Here is a 22,652-nt window from a genome sequence, read left to right on the forward strand (position 1 = left end):
GTTGCAGCGCCGTCGAGACGTACGGGCCGCGCTGGCTGTCGGCGGAGGGCTCGGCTACGTTCGTTCACGTGACGAGCACTTCGGCGGTTACGGCCGGGGACGACCCGACGACCTCCCTCGACGACCTGGTGGTCAGGGCGCGCTCCCTCGTACGGGAGGGGCACCGCGCGCTGCTCGGCGTCACCGGGAGCCCGGGGGCGGGCAAGACCACCCTCGCCGAGCACCTGGTCGGCCTGCTGCGATCGGCGCCTCCGGAGGGACTGCCGGAGCGGGAGTGGGTGGCGTACGTGCCGATGGACGGCTTCCACCTCGCCGACGTCGAGCTCGACCGGCTCGGGCGCCGCGAGCGCAAGGGCGCCCCCGACACCTTCGACGCCGCCGGATACGCCGCTCTCCTCCGCCGCCTGCGCGAGGACGAGGACGACATGGTCTACGCGCCCGCGTTCGAGCGTGACCTGGAGCAGCCGATCGCGGGAAGCATCCCGGTCCCTCGGGCCGCCCGGCTCGTCGTCACCGAGGGAAACTACCTGCTGCTCGACCGGGGCGACTGGGCACGCGTGCGATCGTGGCTCCACGAGGTCTGGTACTGCGACCTCGACCCGGACGAGCGCGTACGCCGCCTCGTCGCCCGGCACGAGCGCTTCGGCAAGGACCCCGAGGCCGCCGCGGCCTGGGCGCTGGGCACCGACCAGCGCAACGCCGACCTCATCGCCACCACCCGCTTCCGCGCCGACCTCGTCGTCCCCGACGCCGTCCTGCGCTCGATCGGCGAGGTCAGCGGGAGTCCGCCACCGGCCTCCCCGCCCTCGCGATGACCTCCTCGGTGCTGAGCGGGTCTTTCGGATGGTGGCTCAGGCACATGGGAACCTGCACCTTCACGAACGCCGAACCCTCGGAGGCCGCGTAGAACTGGCCCGTCCGCAGCCGCGAGATGTCGGTGACGTCGCTCCCCTTGGCCTGGGCCATCTCCCTCGCGGCGGAAATCTGGATCGGGCTGTTCAGCAGGCCGAAGAACTGGGTCGCGGCGTTACCGGGAATCCGGTTGTGCAGTCCCTTGGGTGCCTGGGTCGCGAACACGAGACCGAGCCCGTACTTGCGGGCCTGGGAGGCGAGCGCGAGCGTGCTGTGCGTGCAGGGCGTCATCGTGCCGGACGGCGCGAACGTCTGGGCCTCGTCCATCACGAACAGCCCGCCCAACGGCCGGTCGCCGGCCGGGTTCTTCTTGATCCAGGCGAACAGGGCCATCTGCAGTTGGTTCACGAAGCTCTGCCGCTGGTGGTCCGACTGCAGCCCGACAAGGCTGATCACCGAGACGCGTGCCCGCTTTCCAGGGGGAGGGGTGAGCAGGAGTCCGGCATCCACCGGCGTACCCTCACCGCCGAACAACGGGTCGTTCACCATGGCCGCGGTCAGGTTCTGGGCCAGCTCGGACGCGATCTTCTCCGCGTTGTCGAGCCCGCTCACCCCGTCCGGCAGTGCCGACAGCATCGCGATGAGCCCTCTGAGGCCGCTCGCCCCCTGCCTTCCGTAGTGTCTGAGCGTCTCCCTGAGCACCGCCTGCCCGAGCTGGGCCTTGGCCGTTCTCGCATCCAGTTTGACCCGCGGCACGATGGACGCGACGGCCACCTCCACGGCCTCGGTGAACTCGTCGGGGTTGTCGAGGACACTCGCGAAGTCGGGCAGGGGCTGGAAGCTGAGGGGACGTCCCGCGCTGCGACGCGGCGTCCAGATCACGACGTCGGTGTCGGCGAGATACCTCTCGGCCTTCGCGGGGGCATCGGCGTCCCAGTGTGTCGGCGGGTACGGCCAGGGGTCTCCCAGACGTGCCAGGTCGTTGTTGGGGTCGAGCACGATGGCCGACACGCCCTGGAGCGCGCACCTCTCGATCAGGCCGCGAATGAGCACGGTCTTCCCCGACCCGGACCCGGCGAAGATCGCGGTGTGTTTCCTGAGCGATTCCAGGTCGAGATCGAGGGGGGTGCCGTCGGCCATCGCCCTGCCGAGGGTGACGGAAGGCGCGCGGTTCGCGTTGGGTCTCGTACGAGGGCTCGTGTTGGATTCCGTGCCGGTTCCCGTACGACGGTCCGTGTGGTTCGCGGATCCGTGGTTCGCGGGTCTCGCGTGAGGGCTCGCGTCGGACTCCGTGTCGGGCCTCACAGCGGGTCTTGCCACGGGGGAGACCTGCGGTGAGGAAGCGGCCTGGCCGGGGTGCCCTCCGGCGGCGGTGTGTCCGGGCTCGGCCACTACGGTGGCGTGCCCCGCCGTCTCGGCATCTTCGAGAGCGACCTGGCCGGACGGCTCGTCGGAGGTGACGGGAGAGGGCGGACCTTCGGGGCCTGGAAGCTCGCCGGGAACGGTCCACCCGTCACCCAGCGCCTCGCTGAACAGCTTGACGTCACCGCTGGGCTTCCGCGAGACGAGCCAGGCCTGCAGGTTCGCGGGGTCCTCGACGAACAGGTCGCGGAGCGCCGTGAGAATCCTGAGGTCCTCGTCGTCCACGCGGAGCACCCTGCCGCCCGCCCGCTCGAACTCCGCGAGAACCTCCCGGGTGCGCGGTCCCTTCGCCCACTCCGCGTTCCGCAGCACGAACAGTTTCCGCTTCGGGACCCCGGCGTCCAGGCCCGCCGCCACCGAGGCGTTGCGCAGGCGGACCAGTGCGGCGTTGGCGTGCTTGGTGGCGATCGCGCGGAAGCACCAGTGCGCCTCGTCCTCGGTGGTCTCGTCCAGGCTGCGGCGCAGACGCGCGTGCAGGGGAGGCTTCGAACTCGGCGGGGGATCCTGGCTGAACAGGCGTCCGGCGTCGCCCTGTTCGGCGATCCAGGCGTTGAGTCCCGCCGAGAGCAGCGCGGGCATCGTCATGTCCTCGGTCGAGGGAGCGGTCGCCGAGGTCACGTCCGCCCGGTCTCGCAGCACGGCGAAGCGGGCGTCCAACGCCGCGAATTCCTGCGGGGAGACAGGGGGCCCGGGGACGGGGGTCGGATCCAGGGCGGGACGGGCGTGAAGGCTCTCCAGCTCCCTGATCTTGCCGTCGACCAGGCAGGAGTGGAGATGCCGGTCGACGACCTTCAGCAGCTGTCGTGGGGTGAAGTCGGGTGCGTCCTCGAACGCGGACGGCAGCACCGGCCACGTCGGATAGGGCAGCGTGAAGTCGGCCCTCCGGAACGGCACGGCGAACCGCCGCTCGACCAGCTCGCGGCCCACCTTCTCGTCGGGAATGGTCATGAGCTGGACCGTCTTCCTGAACCGGTCCTGGACGGTGTCGGTCGCGAGCCTCTCGATGAGGATCCAGGTCGAGGGGATGCAGGAGACGACCGTGAGCGTCCTGCGGGTGACCTCCCGCAGCGCCATCAGGCCACCCGCGACCTGCTCGACGACGAGGGCTAGGCGCCAGTCCTGCTCCGAGTCGTTGACACCGGCGAGCGAGGACTGCGCGATAAGCGTGTCGATCTGGTCGATCGCGATCACGGAGGGGCCGGTGAGTGCCATGAGCCGCGAGATGTCCTTCACGATCTCCTGCGGTGACTTCTCGCCCCGCCGGATGCCCCACTGGGCGCGCTCACCCGGCTCCTCCTCGGGAATTGAGGAAAGGTAGGAGGTTCCGATGTCCTGTGTCGCGAGGCCACCCGAAGCGAGCAGGACGAGCGCCCGCACGGTGTTCTGGGTGTCCCGGCACAGCGGTCCGTCGAAGCGGTGCAGCGCCTCGACGAAGGCGTCGAGGGCCTCCTTCGTCAGCGCCGTGTTCCCGGTCACCGCGCGCCGCACCATCCGGGGGACCTCGACCAGCTCCGACAGGTGCTCCAGGAAGATTTTGAGCTGGCTCGCCCCGTCTGCCTCCCTGACCTTGCGGGAGAGGCTGTCGAGCATCGACACCACGACGCTCTCCCAGAAGTCCTTGGAGTCCAGCAGGCTCACCAGGATGAAGTATCCGCCCTCCCGCAGGACCCGGGCGCGTGCCCAACCCAGCAGGTGCGTCTTGCCCGTACCCCGCTGGCCCTGGACGACCACGCCGATCGGGCTCGGACCTCGGCTCTCCCCGGCCTCGCCCAGTCCGTCGAGCAGAAGCTGGCCGGTGTGGCGGTGCAGGCCCTTCACGTGGAACGGCGAGGTATTCCACACATCGTCAAGGGCCAGCACCGAGTTCAGCCTGAGCTTGAGCTCCGTCAGGGCCTTGCGCTCCTCGTTCCTCATCACGCCTCGATCCAGAGGAGGTGCTTCTCCTGCTCGCCGATGGTCACCGCCGCGTCCCTGTCCTGCTTGGAGAGCATCTTCTGGTTGGACTCCGGGACGATGTTCACGTCCTTCATACGGTTCATCCGGATGAGGGTCTCGTCGACCGTCGCCCTCGGCACCTCGCCCAGCAGGGGGCGGAGCTTCGTGAGGCTCACCCAGGCGTCCGGCTTGGTGGCCAGCTCGCGGTATGCGATACGAATGCGCTGCTCGACGTCCGGAGCCGTCGAGGCCGGAGGAGCCGCGGGGGTGTCTGCGGAAGCGGAGGCCGTGGGGGCTTCCGCAGGGGTGTTTACAGAAGCCGAGGCCGTGGGGGCCTTTGCGAGGGTGTCTGCGGAAGTCGTGGGCGCGGGCTCGTCCGAGGAGGCCGCGGGTGCCGGTGCGGGGTCGCCGGAAGAGTCCTCGGATACGGGGGTGGTGTTTCCGTCGAAGATGTCGGCGAGATTGTCGTCGGTCCGCTTCATGAAGCCCTGCAGGATGTGCAGGGCGGCGCGGAGCGCGGCCCTCTCCGAGCTTGAGCCCTTCGGGACGACGATCCCGGTCCGGAGCTCGGTGTTCAGGCAGGCCCATCCGGCGTCGGTCAGTGTGTGGAAGAACGCGCCGCGCTTTCCCTTCCGGCTCTCCACGAGCTTCAGGTCGTTCAACTTATCGCGCACCTGTTTTGTCATCGTCAGACCGTGAAGCTCCTTGAGCTCCGGATTGGAGATCTCCTTCGCCTCGATCATCAACACCAGCAGTGCGGCGATTTCCGGCAGTGAAAGTGCTTTATCGGGCATGTTCTAATCCTTCCAACGCTCCGGGGCGACGGTCCCGGAGAAATCGCCTTATCTGGTGAAGCACGGTTTTCGTATCGGTGATGACCTGCGCGTTGGTGAAGCGCAGCACGGCGTAGCCGTCGAGTTGGAGCCGTACGTCCCGTTGCCTGTCCGCCGCGTACGCGCGCGGGGAGTGGTGCTCGGGGCCGTCGATCTCGATCACGCACCGCTCGTCCCGCCAGAGCAGGTCCACCCGGATGGGGTTGACGAGCGGGTGCGGCCGGTGGGTCTGGTTCCACGCGCGTCCTGTCGCCCAGTCGCACGTGGCGAGCGCGGCCTCCAGCGTCCGTTCGGCGACGCTCGCCGGATGCGGCCTTCCCGCCAACGCCGGGTAGGTGACCGTGTGCGCCGTACGGGCCTCGGGTTGGGGATCCGCCGGTTCCGGTAGGCCGCGGAGGAGGTCCGTCACCTCGGCCGGCAGTCGCAGGGGCGTCACGGCGATCCGGTCCACGGTGGCCAGGGGGGCGCCGATGAGCCAGATTCCCAGGCCACCGTGGTGGGCGAGCCATTCGCACCCCGCGACGAGCGCCTCCTCCGCCGAGGGAGAGAGGTCTGCGGGGACGTGTACGAGGATCGCCGCGCGGGACCGGCCGAAGCTGGCGGCGATCACTCGTCCGAGGCCGGCGGCCCGCGTCTCGGCCGTGAATCTGGAGGGGCGCCGCGCTCTCGCCTCGCGGGAGGCCCCTCGTAGCGCTTCCCGAGCGGCCCGCGACGCCCCGCGAAGTGCCTCCCGGGTCGCCGCCTCCCGCGATGCTCGGAGCGCCTCCCGGGCCGTGGCCTCCCGTGACGTCCCCGGTGGCGGGGGAGGTTCGACCTCGTGCAGCGCCCGCTCGGCGAGGTCGGCGAGGAAGGGGCCGAAGTGCTCGGTCGCGGACGCGGCCCGCAGCGCGAGCACGCGTACGGCGCGCCCGCCCGCGCCACCGGGGCCGCCGATGCCCTCGGCGCCGGGCAGCCACGCGGGGAACAGATCGACGGCGGCTTTTTCCAGCTCACCCAGTACCGAGGAGACCGTTTCCCCCGCGGATCGCGTGTCACCCGCGTAGTAGGTGACGATCGCCGGCGCGTCGTCGGGAAGCGGGTCGATCGAAAGGGCGATGGCATCGGGGTCCGCGCCGCGAACGCGCACGACGCGTCCCGTCGGCAGCTCCGCCCATGATCCTGCCACGCCACTTCCTTTTCCGCGTGTTGAGACTTCGCGAGGTTATACGCCAGTGCTGGGTGATGCAGGCGTTTTGCGAGAAGCGATAAAATTCATCCGTTTCCAATGCCCGAAATTTCGTATTTGAGATGATTTATCCCCCGACCATGGAAGACGTGATTCCAGCTGGTGGACAAATCCGGATGATCCGAATGTGACTCGGTGTGAATCTTGATGGTCGGCGTGGTTCGGCTTTCCGGAAAAAAGGCGATATCTCCGTCGGATCATCCGCACGTCATGGGAGAACCCATGCCTGTTGCCCGCTGTATCACCGCTGTCATCGCCCTCACCGCCTCCACGGTGGTGCTCGCCGCGCCGGTCGCGTCCGCCGCCCTCATCCCGCCCACGCCCGCCATGGCGAGCGAATGCTCGCTCTTCGGGAGGGAGACCGTCAAAAACGGCGATCGTACGGAGACCTGGACGTGGGGACCGGGCTACCAGAGCTACCAGAGCAGTGAGAGCAACTCCCGGACGTTCACCGAGAGCATGTAGGGAGTTCTCCCGAACGCGCTCCTGAAAGAGGTCGGGGGCGCGACGCCGGTTGGTGATCGTGGCGAGTAGGGGTATTCGCGCCGGAATTCCCAAACATTCTCCAACCGTGGGCCTGAACCGGTCATTTCTTGGCAGCACGCCCTCGCCCTCACGAGGGAGCCCGCCCACCGGCCTTAACGTCGAACGATGAAGATCGACGTGGTGCCGCAGTGCCCGTACGGGGAGGCGGTTCTGACGCGCCGGGTCATGGCCGATCGAGCGGACGCATGAGCCGTGCCGGGAGCGGACGGTACGGCACCGGCCCGTTCCCTCACATCTGGAACACCGGGAACACCGGGAACGAGACACCTCATGGCGAGGCGTCCAGGAGCCGACGAGCCTGGGGCGGGCCGTCGCGGCGCGTACCGTCCCAGGGCGGGCCGCCCGAGGGGCAGGTGGTGGTGATCGCGAGGGAGCCGGTGCCGGGACAGGTGAAGACCCGGCTGATCCCGCCCTTCACCGCGCGTGAGGCGGCCGCGCTGGCCGCCGCCGCCCTCGAGGACACGCTGCGCGCGGTCGCCCGCGTTCCCGTCGACAGGAGGGTGCTCGCGCTCGACGGCGCCCCCGGCCCCTGGCTTCCCCACGGTTTCGCGGTGCTGCCGCAGCGCGGGGAGGCGCCGGACGAGCGGCTCGCCGCGGCCTTCGACGACGCCCACCGGCTCCTGCCCGTACCGGTCGTGCTCATCGGCGCCGACACCCCGCAGGTCACCCCGGACATGCTCGTCTACGCCCTGTCCATGCTCAGCGCCTACGACGCGGTGTTCGGCCCGACGACGGCCGGCGGGTTCTGGCTGCTCGGGCTGCGCGCTCCCGAGCCCACACTCCTGCTCGGCGTCCCGATGTCGGAGCCGACCGTCGGAGAGATCCAGCTGCGGAGGCTGGAGGAGGCCGGGTTGAGCGTCGCCCTGATGCCCCGCCTCACCGACGTGGACACCGCGGCCGACGCGTTCGTGGTGGCCGCGCAGGCTCCGCGCTCTTTTTTCGCCGCCGCTCTCGCGAGGATGAGCGCGCTGCGGTGATCCGGAGTCCAGGAAGGCCGCACGCACGGAATCGAGGGGCGCGGTCGCGGAGACCGGGACCGAGGGGAAGCCGGGAGGTCGCGGTCAGCGGGGTTGGGTGTCGGGGCAGCGGGCCTGAAAGGCGGTGTCTCGAAGGCAGGGCCTGAAAGGCGGGGACCTGGAAAGTAGTGCCTGGCAGGCGGGGCTGGTGGCCCGTCTCCGAACGTTGACCGGGTATCACGACCGGGTGACCGGCTCTCTTCAGGTCTGGTTTCCCCAGCAAGGTTGTGTGACGGCCCACTAGAAAAGCGTCGGGGCGGTGTCCTCGCGCGCCCGCTCCAGCTCGCCCGGTTCGAAGAGCCGGATCACGCCGTACGTGCCGTCGTACCCGGGTTCCCTGATCACCTCGCCGCGGCGCAGCCGTCCGACGGCCTCCGCGAGCGGCGGTGAGAGGTCCGCGATGTCCTCGACCGGTACGTCCTCCAGGATCCCCAACTCGGGGCCCAGCGCGGCGGTGAGCCTGTCGACCTCCCTGAGGACCTTCTTGCTCTTCGACCCCACGTCGAGGATCTCGCCGACGATCTCCGGCAGCGGTACGAGGTTGCGGAAGCCCGCGACGCCCTCGGGCCGGAAACCGTCGGGCCGGTCGGCCAGCTCCTGGACCCGGTTCAGCACGCCCACCGTGAGCGGCTTCCCGCACACCGGGCAGATCCCGTCGCGCCCGCGCGTCTCCTCGGGACCCATCCGGACGTCGCACCTGCGGTGCCCGTCGACGTGGTATCTCCCCTCCTCGGGGAAGAACTCGGTCGTTCCCGCGTACCCGGTCCCGGTCCGGAGCGCCCGCAGGACGGCGAAGTAGTCGAGGTCGGTCTCGAACACCGTGGTCTCGCGGCCGACCATGGGCGGCGAGTGGGCGTCGGAGTAACTGACCAGCCGGTAGCGGTCGAGGGCGGAGACCCGCCAGTTCATGGCCGGGTCGCTGGACAGGCCGGTCTCCAGCGCGAAGATGTGGCCGGAGAGCTCGCCGTAGCACTCCTCGATCGTGTCGAAGCCCGACTTCGAGCCGAAGACGCCGAACCACGGCGTCCAGACGTGGGCGGGCACCAGGTAGGCGCCGTCACCGCTGCTCAGGGTGATCTCCAGCAGGGCACGGGAGTCGAGGCCGAGGATGGGGCGTCCGTCCGAGCTCAGGTCGCCGATCCGGTCGAGCCTGGCGTTGAACGTCGCGGCCTCGTCGAAGCCCGGCATGTAGACCAGGTGGTGGATCTTGCGGGTGTGCTCGCCGCGCCGGTAGATCGTGGAGATCTCCGCGGACAGCATGAACCGCACCTCATCGGGGCCGACACCGGCGGGCAGCGGTCCGAGGGCCTCCGAGGCGATCTCCTCGCGGGGCCGGAACAGCCCCGGCTCCGCCGGTACGAGATTTTCGCGTAAATGCTCGAACCACGCCGGATGCGTGAAATCACCGGTGCCCAGCAACGCGACGCCCTTGCGCCGAGCCCACCACGTCAGGTGCTCCAGGTCGCTGTCTTTGCTGCAGGCCCGCGCGTATTTCGAGTGAATGTGCAAATCCGCATGAAAACGCATCCATCGCTTCCTGTCCCGGGAAGGCCGGCTCGGCGAGGGCCACCCGTAGGCGTCGGTGAAGCCCTCATACCCAGACCGTCATGACCCAGACCGCCACAGCCCAGGAAAAAGGATCATGGCCGTACGTCGCCGAAGGTGATCGACCTGTGCGGCGGTCGGGAAAGCGGTCGATGCGTGCGGCACCGGCCCGAGTACGACGACCGGTCGCTTCCCCAGGGCGTGCGACAGGGCGTGCGACAGGGCGTGCGACGGTCAGGAAAGGCAGCCGACGTGTGCGAGGGCCTGCTTCAGCAGGAGGCCCTGCCCGCCGAGCATCTCCTGCTGCACCACCGGTGAGGAAGCCTCCTCGGGGGTGAACCAGACGAGGTCGAGGGCGTCCTGCCGGGGACGGCAGTCGCCGGTGACGGGGACGACGTAGGCGAGGGAGACCGCGTGCTGCCGGGGGTCGTGATAGGGCGTGACGCCGTGGGTCGGAAAGTACTCGGCGATGGTGAACGGCTGCGGGGAAGGGGGGATGCAGGGCAGTGCCGTCGGACCGAGATCCTTCTCCAGGTGCCGCATGAGCGCGTCGCGGACGCGCTCATGGTGAAGCACGCGGCCGGAGACGAGGGCGCGGCTGACGGCTCCGTCCGCTCCGATGCGCAGCAGCAGGCCGACGCGCGTGACCGTTCCCGTCTCGTCGACCCGTACGGGGACGGCGTCGACGTAGAGGATCGGCATCCGTGCGCGGGTCGCCTCCAGTTCTTCCGGAGCGAGCCAGCCGGGCGTGGTTTCGGTCATTTCGGTCATTGACCGATGGTACTTCGCGGTCGGCTCGGAAAGACGTCGGAGCGGCCGGTTCTTCCCGGCGAGCGCGGTCGGATCGGCATTCCGGGACACGGCCAGATCGTAGGTCAAGGCGAAGCTCGCCGCGGGATGCTCCACCGGCTACAGGCTGCCCCCCGGCGACTTGAACCATGATCTACGAATGTAGTTAAAACCTTAGGGGTGCCCAGTGCATCATGATCGCGGTTGTCGTCAAAAGAGTCAATCCCTCGCACGCATTTTTTCGTGAGGACTGCAATGGGCGACGCGTTTGCCTGTTCTTCATGCTCGGGGAGGGAAAGGAAATGCTGGGCACCGTAGAGATAGTGGTCGGCCTTTTCCCGGGTCAAGGCGCATATGTGCCGAACGCCCTGCGATGGTTGAAGGACCATGGAAATGGTGCGACAGAAGCGATTGAAATCATCGACGAAGTGGCCAGGGGAATGCTGGGCAAGGGCCTGGATCGCGCTTTTTCCGGTGATTCCCCGGAGCAGTTGCTGAATGAGGCGCCGGATGTCCTGCAGCTGGCCGTGTTCGCCGCGTCCACCGCGGCTCACCGCGCGCTCACCGAGGAGGGAGCACGGTTCAGCGTGCTCGTCGGGCACAGCCTCGGCGAGATCGCGGCACTGGTCGCCGGCGGCGCGCTGAACATCGCCGAGGGGGCGGAGATCCTCTGCCACCGCATCATCGTGCTGCGCGAGCACGACAGCAGCGGCGGCGGGCTGCTGGCGCTGGGCTGCGCGGCGGAGCGGACCCAGCAGATCCTGGATCTGCTGCCCACCTCCGGGGCCGTGATCGCGGTGGACAACGGGCCGGATCAGACGGTGGTGGCGGGGTCGGCCGACGCGCTGCGGCGCACGTCCGCGATCGCCGACGCCGTGGGACTTTCCGTCACCGAGCTGCGCGCGCCGCACCCGTTCCACAGCCCGCTGCTCGACCCTGCCGGGCGGGAACTGGGCCGTAGGCTCACCGGGTACGGGCGGCGCGGGCTGGACGTGCCCGTCTTCTCGCCCATCCTGAGCCGTTACTATCGCGACTCGGACGACCTCGGCGAACTGCTCGCCTCCCACCTCGTCACCCCGGTGCGCTTCGGCGCGGCCGTCGAGCGGCTGCACCGTTCCGGCGCGGGCGTCTGGGTGGAGGTGGGCGCGGGGCGGGCACTGACGTCACGGGTGCGGTCGGCGCACCGGGCCGCGTCCGTGTGCACGCCGCTGCTTCAGGACGTGAACACGTTGCGGGAGACCGGACGTTTCCTGGCTCCCGCCGCCACCTCCCGGTCGGTGACCGCGGAGAATCCCGTCACTCGGTCGACGACCATCGAGAACCCCGCTGTCCAGACGATTTCCGCCGACAGCGCCGTCGCCCGGCCGGTGACCGTCGATGTCCCCACCACTCAGGTGGCCGTCGAAGAAAGCACCGCCGTATCCGCCGGAGGCGCGGCCTCGCAGTCGAGGGAGGCGATCGCCGCCCGCGTGCGCGACCTCTACGCCACCGCCCTGGAGTACCCGGAAGAGGTCTTCGAGGACCATGCCGAGCTGGAGGCCGACCTCGGTGTCGACTCGGTCAAGCGCGTGGAGCTCATGAGCCGGATCAACCTCCTGTTCGAGCTGGGCAGGCGCCCCGAGGACCTGCGAGTGTCCGACTACCGCACGTTCGGCCAGGTGGTGGACTTCACGGTCGACTCGCTGGCCAAGTCGGACGCGGCATGACGGCGTTCGAGGGCCGGGTGGCCCTCGTCACGGGCGGGGCGGGCAGCGTGGGAGCGCACCTCGTGCGCTCGCTCGCCGAGGCAGGCGCCACGGTGGTGCTGAACTGTTTCCACTCCTACGACGCGGCCAAGGAGCTCGCGGCCGAGCTGGGCGGCGGCGTCCGGGTGATCCGGGCGTCGGTGGCCAAGCAAGACCAGGTGCGCCGGATGTTCGACGAGGTGACCTCGGCGTACGGACGGCTGGACCTGCTGGTCAACAACGCTGCCACGGGCACCTTCGTCGGCTGGGACGAGCTCACCGAGGAGCACCTGGACCAGGCGTACGAAACCAACGTCAAGGGCGCGCTGTGGTGTGCTCGCGCAGCCCGTCCGCTGCTGGCGCGCTCGGACGGGGGCTGCGTCGTCAACGTCTCCTCGGTCGGGGCGGCGTACACACCGGCGAACTACCTGCCGGTGGGGTTGTCCAAGGCGGCGCTGGAGGCGCTGACCCGCTACCTGGCCGCCGAGTTCGCGCCGGACGGGATCCGCGTGAACACCGCCTCCGCAGGGCTGCTGGACAACCCTGTCGGACGGATGTTCCCCGGCTTCGACTCGATGAGCGCGAACGCCGTGGCCGCGACCCCGATGGGCCGGCTGGCGACCCCGGCCGACCTGGCGGACCTGGTGCTGCTGCTGGCGTCGCCGGGTGCGGCCTGGGTCACGGGACAGACGGTGGTCGCGGACGGCGGCCTGTCGCTGCACCGCGCGGCACTGTCCCCGGGCCCCGGGCCGGAGCCCGCGCGGTCGCGACCGGAACCCGGGCCGGAGCCCGGGCCGGAACCCGGGCCGGAACCCGGGCCGGAACCCGGATCCGAGTTCAGACCCGTGCCCGAGGCGCGCACAGAGCGGATCCAGGGCGTGGATCCGATCGCGGTGGTCGGCATGGGGCTGGCCGTGCCGGGAGCCAACGATCCCGACGCGTTCTGGCGGCTGCTCACCGAGGGCGCCGACCTGTTCGTGGACGTCCCACCGGACCGTTGGCCGCTGGCAAGCTTCCACGACGACGACCCCGGCGCCCCCGACAAGACCTACCAGCGCCGCTCCGGCTTCATCACCGACTTCACCCCGCACCCCGCCCTGGCCGCGGAACGCCCGGACGCCGGGCTCGACCACACCACACTGTGGCTGCGGCACAGCGTCCACCAGGCGCTGGAGGGTGTGACCAGGCGGGACGCCGATCGTTTCACCGCCTGCTTCGGCTACACCCCCGACGGCAGCCAGCACCTGGTGGAGGCGCTGGTGGACCTGGAGCTCGGCGGCCCCGGTGTGCTGCCGCACGGCGACGCCCTCCGGTCGGAGCCGCTCCCGCACCGGGTGGGCGCGAGCGCGATCGACGGCCTGCTCCCGGCGGACACGCGGCTGCTCATGGTGGACACCGCGTGCTCGTCATCCCTCTACGCCGTCGATCTGGGGGTACGCGACCTCTTGGCGGACCGGGCCGAGGTCGCCGTGTGCGGCGGTGCGTTCGCGCTGGCCCCCGGCGGTTCTGTGCTGTTCTCCAAGCTCCACGGCCTGTCGCGTGGTGGCGAGGTGCGCGCCCTGGACAGGAACGCGGACGGCGTGCTGTTCTCCGACGGCGCCGGCGTCGTGGTGCTGAAGCGGCTGTCGCGGGCGCTGGCGGACGGCGACACCGTGCACGGCCTCATCGCGGGCGTCGGGCTGTCGGCGGACGGCAAGGGCAAAGCGATCTACGCGCCTTCCAGCGCGGGCCAGGAACTCGCGATCGCCCGCGCCTTCGACAAGTCGGGTGTCGGCGCCGACGACGTCGACTGGGTGATCGCGCACGCCACAGGCACCCCGGCGGGTGACGAGGCCGAGTTCCTCAGCCTGCGTGCCGCCTATGCCGGCACCCGTCAGGTGCGGGTGACCTCGAACAAGTCGCTGATCGGCCACACCGGCTGGGCGGCGGGCGTGGTGTCGGTCATCCACGCGCTGCTGGGGCTGCGGCACGAGACGATCCCTCCCCAGCATCGCTTCTCGGCCGCGCCGGACTCCTTCGGATTGGCGACCTGCAATCTGACCATCCCCACGCGGCCGGTGCGGTGGCCGTCCCGGCCCGATGGGCCGCGCACGGCTGCCGTGTCCGGATTCGGGTTCGGCGGCACGAACGCGCACCTGCTGGTGCAGGAGTTTCTCCAGGACCGGCCCGCTCGTGCGGGTTACGGGGCCAGGAACGACGAGCCCATGGTGATCGTCGGTTGGTCGGCGCACACGCCGGGGGCCGAGGACAACGAGCAGGTAGGCGCGTGGGCGCGCGGACGGCACCTCCAGCCGGACTCGTTCGGCGACCGCTATCCGCATCCGCCGTTCGCCCGCCTGCGGTTGCCGGCGTCCACGATCCGGGCGACCGACCGTACCCAGCTCATGATCATCGAGTGCATGCAGCGGCTGGAGCCGCGCGTCCGCGAGTTCTGCGCCCGTCACAACCGCACGACCGGCGTGGTCGTGGGCCACACCGGTCCCACACGCAACGCCGTCCTGTACGCCGTGCGCGCCTACCTGGACGAGCTCGATCACCTGGCGGGCGAGCGGGCGGTGGAGCTGCGCGAGCGCGTGGAGGGGCTCATCGGGCCGCCGGACGAGGACTCCTTTCCCGGTGAGATGCCGAACGTCATCGCCGCCCGCCTGTGTGGCTATTTCGACCTGCGCGGGCTCAACATCGCCGTGGACGGCGGTGCCGCCTCGCTGGCCGACGCCTTCGACCTGGCCGGACGCTACCTGGACTTCGGCGACGTGGACGTCGTTCTGGTGGCGGGAAGTAACGGCAACAGCCTGCGGTCGTGGGGCGACCTGCTCGGCTGCGGGCCGATCGGCGAGGGCACGTTCCTGTTCGCGGTCACCCGCGAGTCGCTGGCTCTGGCCGAGGGACTGCCGGTGCTGGCCGTGGTGTCCGTCGAGGCGGTCGCCGAGGACAGGCTGGAGGCCACGGCATGAGCAGGGCGAATCTGCTGGGCGCGCAGGGCGCCCGCGAGTTGATCGCGTTCCTGGAGGGCGGGGGAGACGGGGCGATCGAGCTCAGGCCCGACCCCGGCGCCGGCGCGCGCCTCATCAAACTGAGGAGACCTGACACGCAGGACCCGCGGAAGGCAGGGGCCGCCGTGCGGGACGCGCGGTCTCCGGGGTCCGCCGCACAGCACGAACCGCAACGGCTGCTGGACCGTCACGTGTTCGAGCTGGCCCCCGACCCGCGCCGCCCTGTCCGCACGGCACCCCCCGCGATCCCGGCGGACGCCGTCGTGCTGACCAACGCACCGCGCTTCAGGACGGGCCGCGACGACGGTGTGTCCGCGCACGTCAGGGTGCTTGTGGACGCGACCGACCCCCGTCTGCGCGCGGCTCGCCGGTCGGAAGCGGTCGATGAGCTGCTCGACCTGCACGAACGCGTGTTCTTGAAGGCCAAGGAGTGCGCCGCGTATCTGGACGGCGGCTCGTTCGTGGTGAGCGTTGTGGGCGGTGTGACGGAGGCGGGCGTGCCGCTGCCGTTCACGGGCCTGTTCACGGGCCTGGTCAAGAGCCTGGCGCTGGAGTTCCCCGGCGCCGACGTGCTGGCCACCGTGCACGAGGACGTGCCGCTCGACGAGGTGCTGGCCACGGTGAGCGCCGAGCTGGGCGCGCGGCGGCTCATCCCGGTGACCTACCACGCGGGAGGCATGCGGCTCACACCGAGAGCGGTGCCCACCCCGGCCCCGCCGTCCGAGGTCCCGGCGCTGGGCGAGGACGCCCTGGTCGTGGCAGCCGGAGGGGCGCGGGGTATCGGCGCGCCGATACTGGAGGCGCTGGCCGCGCGCCACCGTCCGCGCCTGGTGGTGCTGGGCAGTTCCGAGTTGCCCGACGACGCCGGTGAGGAGCTCGACCGCAGCGCGTTCATCCGCGTCCAGGTGCGGCGGGGAGTCCCGGTGTCGGAGGCGAACGCCCGGTACGACCGGCTCGGCGAGGCGCGGCAGACCCGGCGTACGCTGGCCGGGCTGGAACGGCTGTGCGGGCCGGGACGCGTCCGCTACCTGCGCTGCGACCTGCGTGACGGCAACGAGGTCGGGCGCGCGCTCGCCACCGTGGACGGCCCCATCGACCTGCTGCTCAACATCGCTGGTACGAACCGGGCCTCCGACGTCACCGCCAAGTCCGTCCAGGACTTCCGGGCGGTGCGCGACCTCAAGGTGCGTGCGTACCTGAACCTGAAGGAGGCGACGCGGGGCCGCGAGCCACGCCTGTGGTGTAACTTCGGCTCGTTCATCGGGCTGACGGGCCAGCGTGGCGAGACCGACTACGGCGCCGCCAACGACTTCCTCAACACGGCCGCCGTGAACGCCGCCGGGGAGTTCACCATCGGCTGGACGCTCTGGCGCGACATCGGACTGGGCGCGTCGCCGTTGATGCGCGACTTTCTGGAAGGCAGCGGAGAGTTCACGCCGACGCCGACCGAGGAGGGCGTCGAGCACTTCATGGCCGAGCTGGCCGCCGCCCCGGACGCGCCCGTCACCGTGTTCTTCGGCGCCAAGGAGCGGGCCGCGATCAGGGCCGCCGTACCGGAGTTCCTGGAGTTCTCCGCGGGCGCGAAGCGGCTCCTGCCGTTCATCGACCGGACGTTGCGCCACGACGCCGCAGAGCTGGTGGCCGAGCGGACGTTCTCCCTGGACCGGGACGGATACCTCGACCTCCACCGGGTCCGCGGCTACCCGACACTGCCTGGCACGTTCGTCCCTGAGCTGGCGGCGCAGGCCGCGGTCTCGCTCGTGCCCGACCGGGTGCCCGCCGTCTTCGAGGACCTGCGGCTGGAGTCGTTCCTGCGCGTCTACCGCGCGGACCGGCCGGAGGTGAAGCGGCTCACCGCCAGGCTGGTGCGCGCCGACGAGCGTGAGTCGGTGGTGGCCGTGCGGGTGCTGGGGGACGTGGTCGCCCCGAACGGTGTCGTGGTCGCTCGCGACCGGCTGCACTTCTCGGTCACGGTGCGGCTGCGCGACGCGGCGGTGCCCGGCCCTTCGTGGACGCACTGGGACGAGCACGGGAGCCGGCCACTGCGCGATCCGTACCACATGCCGGGATCCGACGTCCTGCTGCGCGAGGTGTTCGTGTCCACGACCGACACCCGGACGCATCCGCTGGGGCGGCGCGGCCGGCTCGCACTCGACGCGCCCGCGCTGCGCCGCTGGTTTCCCGACCTGCTGGTCCCGTCCGTGACGCTGGACGGCCTGGTGCGAGTGGCCGTCCTGGAGCGGGCGGGGGGCCGCTGGACGCCGGTCGCGATCCCCCGCTCGATCCGCCGCGTCGACCTGTACGGCGGGCACACCGACCTGACGCTGGCCGCGCTGACCGAGCCGGTGGAGTTGTACGTCACCCCGGTCGACCTCGACCTGGAGGACCCCGAACCGGACAACCGGGCCATCGCGGTCGCGTCGAACGGTGAGGTGCTGCTACAGGCGAAGGACATCGTCGGCGCCATTGTCGGCTACGTGGACCAGGAGACCGGTGAGTACGTCGACAGAGAGAGATTCGACCGCGAGGAGCGCCGATGACCCCCGAAGGGACCTGCCCGGTCGCCCACGGCCCGCGAGGGCTGCCGGTGATCGGCGACGCCATCCCCTACTTCAAGGACCCGCTGGCCTACACGCTGCGCATGCAGGAGCGCGACTCGCTGGTGTCGGTCCAGCTGCCCATCCCGTTCGTCCAGGTCACCGAGCCGGAGGCGATCGAGCGGGTGCTGCGCGTCAACCCGGACAACTATCGGCGTGGCACCCTCTACAAGGGGTTCGTCGGCACGATGGGAACGGGCCTGCTCACGCTCGACACCGATGGCTGGCGCGGCCCGCGCAAGGCGGTGCAGCCGGCCTTCACCCCACAACGGGTGACCGGCAGCGCCCGCGAGGCGATCGCGGCCACGGAGAAACTGCTGCGGCGCTGGTCGGAGCACGCCGCCTCGGGCGCGGTCGTGGACGTCGCGCCGGGCCTGATGGACGTGTCCGCACGGGTGATGGGCATGGCCCTGATCAGCCGAGACCTGTCGGGCACCGACTACTCCCGGGCCGCGGGGATCGCCAACAAGGTCATGTACACCAGCACGATCAAGGGCATCTCCGCGCTGATCCCGTCCTTCGTGCCGACGCGTTATCACCGCGACCGCAAGTGGGCGGAAGGGGTGCTCGACGCCATCGTCAGCCAGGTGATCGAGGAGCGGCGGGCCGCGGGCGAGCATGGCACGGACGCCGCCGGACTGCTGCTGGACGCCGGACTGTCCGACGCGGAGGTGTCGGACAACCTGCGCACGCTGCTGCTGGCCGGCTCCGACACCACCGGCCAGGCGCTGGCCTGGACCATGTACGAGCTGGCCCGTCACCCGCAGGCCCGCCGTGCCGTCGAGCGCGAGGTGGACGAGGTACTGGCCGAAGGGCCGCCCGACCTCGAACGGCTTGGCGAGCTGCCCCAGACGACGGCGGCGGTGAACGAGGCTCTCCGCCTGCACCCGCCGGTCTGGCAGTTCCCCCGCGACGCCATCGAGCCGGACACTCTGGCCGGGCGGCACGTCCCCGCGGGCACGACGGTCCTGCTCAGCGTGTACGGCACGCATCGCTCGCCCGAGCACTGGGCGGACCCGGAGGCGTACGACCCGCAGCGTTTCCTGGGCGACGCCCAGGACGAGCGGCACAAGCACGCCTTCCTGCCGTTCGGCGGCGGGCGGCGTATGTGCGTCGGCAAGGGACTGGCGATGGCGACGCTGGTGACGGCGGTGGCGATGCTGTCGCGGCGCTACCGGCTGCGGCTGCCGGGCACGCGCCAGGTGCGCAGCGGCCACTACATCACGCTCTTCCCCAGCTCGGGGCTTCCGGCGGTCGTGCGGGAACGGACGTGACCGTGACGGCGGTCCGGCCGCATCTGGTGTCGTTCGAGACCGGCTCCTTCGTCAGGCCCGTGCGTCGCATGGTCTGGGAGCCGGTGCCGCACCCGCTCCCGCCCCCGTCCCCCGTGGCGCGGCGGCTGCTGGTCATCGGCTCGGACCCGGACCTGGCCGTGCGGCTGGCGAGCCGCCTCGGCGCCGACGTGTGCGCCCCCGGTCGCGAGCCGGAGCACGACGACTGGGACGGAATCGTCGACCTGAACGTCACCGGCGTCCCGTACCGGCTCGGCGGCGGCGAGTGGCGGGACGCGCTGGACAGGACCACCCGCATGGTGCAGCGCCGCTACGCCTCCTGGCGGGCGGAGTCGCGCGCCGACCGATGCTGCTACGTCGCGGTCACCCACCTGGGCGGCCTGATGGGCTACGACGACGGGCGGATCGGCACGCCCCTGGGCGGCATCTGGGCGGGGTTCGCCAAGTGCCTGCCACGCGAGCTGCCCAACCTCGCGGTGAAGGTGCTGGACGTCGACACCGCCGACCCGGACGGGCTCGCAGGGCTTCTGGAGTCCGAGCTGGCGGCGTGGGACCTGTTCGAGATCGGCTACCGGCGGGGCGTGCGCCACGCGCTCACCGCCCTGCCGAGCCCGGAACCGCAGCCGCGCCTGGACCTGGACGCCGACGACGTGGTGCTGATCTCGGGAGGCGCGCGAGGCGTCGGCTTCGCCCTGGCGCGCGGACTGGCCGAGCGGTTCGGCTGTCGCGTCGTGGTGACGGGCCGCGACGAGCTGCCCACCGCGGACTGGCTCACGCTGCCGGACGACCGCTACGCCGCCCACCGCCACGCCCGGATCGCGGCCGCCCGCACCGCCGACGCGCTGAGGAAGACGCGGGCGGCGCTCAAGCGCGAGTCGGAGCTGCGCCAGGTCGCGGCCAATCTGGCCGCCGCCGAGCGGGACGGCCTGCGCATCGCGTACGAGGCGTGCGACTGCGTTCGGCAGGAACAGGTGGACGCCCTGTTCGCCCGTCTCCCGGCTCCGACCGTGGTGGTGCACAACGCGGGCATCGACGTGCCGACCAGGCTCGACATGAAGAGCCCCGAGGAGGTCGTGCGCACCGTGGAGGTGAAGGTGTCGGGGTTCGAGTCCCTGACCAGGGCGGTGCTCGCCACCCCGGAGCGGCGGGCGGCGCTCAAGGTCTTCTGCAACGTGGGGTCGCTGGCCGGCCGGATGGGCGGCATGATCGGCCAGATCGACTACGCGGCGGGCAACGAGGCGTTGCCGAGGCTGGGATTCTGGGCGCGGAACACCTACGGGCTGCCGACTCAGACGCTCTGCTGGCCGACGTGGGAGCGCCTGGGCGTGATCGCCAACTACGACGCGGCGGTCCGGTACGTGTCCACCCTCGACCCCGCCGAGGGCGTGCGCCGCTGGATCGACGAGCTGCGCTCCGGCGGAACCGGCGAGGTCATGTTCATCGGTCAGGTGGGCGGCGCGCTGGTGCCCACGCAGCTGCGCGGTTTCTGGCTGTTCACCGGCCACCCCGACCTGCCCCGGCTGCACGGCCTGGCGCACTTCCTCGGCGACGTCGAGGACTTCCGGCCCTTCCACTCACTGCGCGGCTCGATCGTCCACCGGCAGGGCTCCCATCCCTGCCTGACCGACTTCACGGTGGACGGCCGACCGGCGCTGCCGGTGTCGGTGCTGGTGGAGCAGGCGTGCTCGGTCGCCGACTGGGTGGTGCCGCCCGGCTGGCCGCCGCAGCACCTGGCCTCGGTGCGTGACGTGCGGGTGCACCTGTCGGCGCTGGTCCTGGAGGGCGGCCGGTTCACCACGTCGGCGGTGGGCGAGACGACGGAGGAGGGCTGGACGGTCAACGTCACGATCACCGCCGCCGACGGCGCGGTCGCCGGTTCGATGCGCCTGCTGTACGAACCGGAGCCTCCAGCGCTCCCTCATCACCAGCCGGAACCTCCCGCGCTCTCTCCCCTGATCCCCGCCCCGTCCGCGGTCAAGGCGCGCGGCGGTGGCCGCCTGGCCTGGTCGGGGCTCGTTCTCGGAACGGCGGAGGACCCGCTGCCCGTCGTGACGGCCGCCGACCTGTGGACGACACCCTTCCCGCCGGTCCACGGCATCTCGCCCGCCGCTCTGGAGGCAGCCGTCCGCGCGGCAGGCCCGGTGAGCGGCGATCTCCTCACCATTGACCGGATCGTGCCCTGCCCAGGGGCGCAGCACGTGGACCGGCTGCTGCCCGTGGAAGGTGGCTGGGTCGGGTCGCGGGCGGGCGAGCCCGTACTGTTCGTCGCAGGGGTGATCCCCGGCAGCCGAAGGACTGGGAGATCGGCGGCAGGTTTCCCGCATCGGTCGGGGTGAGGAGCCGATCGTTCGTCAGGCGGTCTCCGATCGCACTTCCCGGCCGGCTCGGAAACGCGTCATCCTCCGATGACCTTTACCGGAGGGCGGGCTGGGCCAGGTCGCGGACGGTCTCCCGCAGGCGCGACGCCTCGTCCGGGTCCACCGTGAGATCGACGGTCCTGCCCCTCTTCCAGACCGTGAGCGGCTCGGCCGGCGGCTCGTCGATGAGCGCGATGATCGGCGGTACGGCCTTCGCGACCGGCTGGGCGAACACCGCGGAGGCCGCCCGTACGAGACCGCGCATCGGCTGCCTGAAGGGCTCGTGCAGTGCGGTCGCGACGACGCCCGGGTTGTACAGCACGTACTTGATGCGCTCGGAGGCGTAGACCGTCCCCAGCAACTCGCACGCCTTGGCTCCCTGCAGGGTCGCGGCGAATCCCCGGTACCTGTTCTTCATCTGGAGGTCGTCCCAGTGGATCCGGCTGCCCTGCCCGGCACCGCACAGGTTGACGATCACCGGTGCCGGTGCTTTCTCCAGCGGGCCACGTAGCCCTTCCGCCATGAGCCAGCGGTTGAGCACGTAGAGGGCGAAGGTGCGCTCGAATCCGTCCTCGGTCTCCACCCGCACCGGATTGTGCCGGTATGCGGCGATCACCAGCGCGTCGATCGCCGGGTACTCGGCGTTGAGCCGTTTCAGCAGGTCTCGGGTCTGACCGAGTGAGCCGAGGTCGCACCTGACGAAGCGGGCGCTTGGCGCCGCCTCGCGCAGGCGGCGTTCGCCCTCCTCGGTGCTGCCCACGGCGACGACCTGGTCGCCCTGTTCGGCGTAGTGGCGGGCGAGGGCTTTGCCGATGCCGTTGGTGCCACCGGTGATCACGATGGTCCGGGTCATAAGTTGAGGCACTCCTCAAGTTGAGATCGACCTCAACTTAGCTAGGATCGAGGGCATGCGCAAGGACGCGGCACAGAACCGGGAGCGACTCCTGCGGGCGGCCCGGCGGCTGTTCGCGGATCACGGGCTCGACGTGCCGCTCGAAGAGATCGCCCGCTCGGCCGGGGTGAGCATCGGGACGCTCTACAACCGCTTCCCCACCCGGGGCGCCCTGGTGGACGCGGCCTTCGCGGATCGAATGGCGATCGTGGACGGATTGGCCGAGCAGGCGCTGGCGATGGACGACGCCTGGGAAGGGTTCGTCGCGTTCCTGACCGGCGTGTGCGAGCTACAGGCGGTCGACCTCGGCTACAACGAGCTCGCCGCGCGCGGGGCGGCCGTGGACTGGGAGCGCGGGTACGGCCTGATGAGCGGGATCCTCGAACGCGCGCAGCGATCCGGGGAGCTGCGCGACGACATCACCCTCGCCGACGTGGCCTTCGTGGCCCGGGGCGTGACCGCGATCATCAAGGCGACGTACCGGGTGGCGCCGGGGGCCTGGCGGCGGCACCTCGCCCTCGCCCTGGACGGCCTGCGCGCCGTCGCCGCCCGGCCGCTGCCCGTCCCGCCGCTGTCGGCCGAGCAGACCCGCGCCACGATGGGGGAGGACTGCTGACGTCCCCCCGCCCTCCCG

Annotated in this window: 15 protein-coding genes; 9 read left to right on the forward strand and 6 right to left on the reverse strand. The window is 70.8% G+C overall.

Annotated features, from left to right (window positions below):
- Positions 1 to 68 precede the first annotated feature (68 nt).
- Complete coding sequence (locus tag ACFY3V_RS28665; RefSeq protein ID WP_389777844.1) at positions 69 to 815, forward strand: nucleoside/nucleotide kinase family protein; 747 nt, start codon at positions 69 to 71, stop codon at positions 813 to 815.
- Here the strand turns inward: ACFY3V_RS28665 and ACFY3V_RS28670 are convergent.
- From ACFY3V_RS28670 to ACFY3V_RS28680, 3 genes are read right to left on the reverse strand one after another with little or no spacing between them, the layout of a single operon-like run.
- Positions 775 to 4,188 carry a helicase HerA domain-containing protein gene (locus ACFY3V_RS28670; protein ID WP_389777919.1) on the reverse strand — a complete coding sequence of 1,138 codons (3,414 nt, stop codon included), beginning with the start codon at positions 4,186 to 4,188 and terminating at the stop codon, positions 775 to 777. The genes ACFY3V_RS28665 and ACFY3V_RS28670 overlap by 41 nt on opposite strands.
- A complete protein-coding gene (locus ACFY3V_RS28675) occupies positions 4,188 to 5,003 on the reverse strand; it encodes a hypothetical protein (protein WP_389777846.1) in 816 nt (271 codons plus the stop codon). The genes ACFY3V_RS28670 and ACFY3V_RS28675 overlap by 1 nt, the downstream gene beginning before the upstream one ends.
- Positions 4,993 to 6,207 carry a DUF559 domain-containing protein gene (locus tag ACFY3V_RS28680; protein ID WP_389777848.1) on the reverse strand — a complete coding sequence of 405 codons (1,215 nt, stop codon included), beginning with the start codon at positions 6,205 to 6,207 and terminating at the stop codon, positions 4,993 to 4,995. Before ACFY3V_RS28680 ends, ACFY3V_RS28675 begins: the two co-directional genes overlap by 11 nt.
- A gap of 282 nt (positions 6,208 to 6,489) precedes the next feature.
- On the opposite strand from ACFY3V_RS28680, the gene ACFY3V_RS28685 reads away from it, so the two are divergent.
- Positions 6,490 to 6,732: a hypothetical protein gene (locus ACFY3V_RS28685; protein WP_362897861.1), complete on the forward strand. Its 243-nt coding sequence runs from the start codon at positions 6,490 to 6,492 to the stop codon at positions 6,730 to 6,732.
- 266 nt (positions 6,733 to 6,998) lie between these two features.
- Complete coding sequence (locus tag ACFY3V_RS28690; RefSeq protein WP_362897859.1) at positions 6,999 to 7,790, forward strand: TIGR04282 family arsenosugar biosynthesis glycosyltransferase; 792 nt, start codon at positions 6,999 to 7,001, stop codon at positions 7,788 to 7,790.
- A gap of 279 nt (positions 7,791 to 8,069) precedes the next feature.
- Here ACFY3V_RS28690 and ACFY3V_RS28695 read toward each other — a convergent pair whose 3' ends face one another.
- Positions 8,070 to 9,338, reverse strand: coding sequence for an endonuclease Q family protein (locus ACFY3V_RS28695; protein ID WP_389777851.1), 1,269 nt, complete (start codon positions 9,336 to 9,338; stop codon positions 8,070 to 8,072).
- Between the two features lie 270 nt (positions 9,339 to 9,608).
- On the reverse strand, positions 9,609 to 10,145 hold the full coding sequence (locus ACFY3V_RS28700; protein WP_350941413.1) for an NUDIX hydrolase family protein: 537 nt from the start codon (positions 10,143 to 10,145) through the stop codon (positions 9,609 to 9,611).
- Between the two features lie 446 nt (positions 10,146 to 10,591).
- On the opposite strand from ACFY3V_RS28700, the gene ACFY3V_RS28705 reads away from it, so the two are divergent.
- From ACFY3V_RS28705 to ACFY3V_RS28725, 5 genes are read left to right on the forward strand one after another with little or no spacing between them, the layout of a single operon-like run.
- Complete coding sequence (locus tag ACFY3V_RS28705) at positions 10,592 to 11,869, forward strand: acyltransferase domain-containing protein (RefSeq protein WP_389777853.1); 1,278 nt, start codon at positions 10,592 to 10,594, stop codon at positions 11,867 to 11,869.
- On the forward strand, positions 11,866 to 14,841 hold the full coding sequence (locus ACFY3V_RS28710) for an SDR family oxidoreductase (RefSeq protein ID WP_389777855.1): 2,976 nt from the start codon (positions 11,866 to 11,868) through the stop codon (positions 14,839 to 14,841). Before ACFY3V_RS28705 ends, ACFY3V_RS28710 begins: the two co-directional genes overlap by 4 nt.
- Positions 14,838 to 17,420, forward strand: a complete 2,583-nt coding sequence (locus ACFY3V_RS28715; protein ID WP_389777857.1) for a KR domain-containing protein — start codon at positions 14,838 to 14,840, stop codon at positions 17,418 to 17,420. The genes ACFY3V_RS28710 and ACFY3V_RS28715 overlap by 4 nt, the downstream gene beginning before the upstream one ends.
- Positions 17,417 to 18,751, forward strand: a complete 1,335-nt coding sequence (locus ACFY3V_RS28720) for a cytochrome P450 (protein ID WP_350941408.1) — start codon at positions 17,417 to 17,419, stop codon at positions 18,749 to 18,751. The genes ACFY3V_RS28715 and ACFY3V_RS28720 overlap by 4 nt, the downstream gene beginning before the upstream one ends.
- Positions 18,748 to 21,105 (forward strand): SDR family NAD(P)-dependent oxidoreductase, encoded by a 2,358-nt coding sequence (locus ACFY3V_RS28725; protein ID WP_389777860.1) that lies wholly within the window; start codon positions 18,748 to 18,750, stop codon positions 21,103 to 21,105. The genes ACFY3V_RS28720 and ACFY3V_RS28725 overlap by 4 nt, the downstream gene beginning before the upstream one ends.
- Positions 21,106 to 21,181: 76 nt before the next feature.
- On the opposite strand, the gene ACFY3V_RS28730 is transcribed toward ACFY3V_RS28725, so the two are convergent.
- Positions 21,182 to 21,979 carry an SDR family NAD(P)-dependent oxidoreductase gene (locus ACFY3V_RS28730; protein WP_362897846.1) on the reverse strand — a complete coding sequence of 266 codons (798 nt, stop codon included), beginning with the start codon at positions 21,977 to 21,979 and terminating at the stop codon, positions 21,182 to 21,184.
- A gap of 55 nt (positions 21,980 to 22,034) precedes the next feature.
- Here ACFY3V_RS28730 and ACFY3V_RS28735 point away from each other — a divergent pair, with 55 nt between their 5' ends.
- Positions 22,035 to 22,634, forward strand: coding sequence for a TetR/AcrR family transcriptional regulator (locus ACFY3V_RS28735; RefSeq protein WP_389777863.1), 600 nt, complete (start codon positions 22,035 to 22,037; stop codon positions 22,632 to 22,634).
- Positions 22,635 to 22,652: the final 18 nt, after the last annotated feature.

It is taken from the genome of Streptosporangium sp. NPDC000095, from assembly GCF_042899335.1.
Lineage (GTDB): Bacteria > Actinomycetota > Actinomycetes > Streptosporangiales > Streptosporangiaceae > Streptosporangium.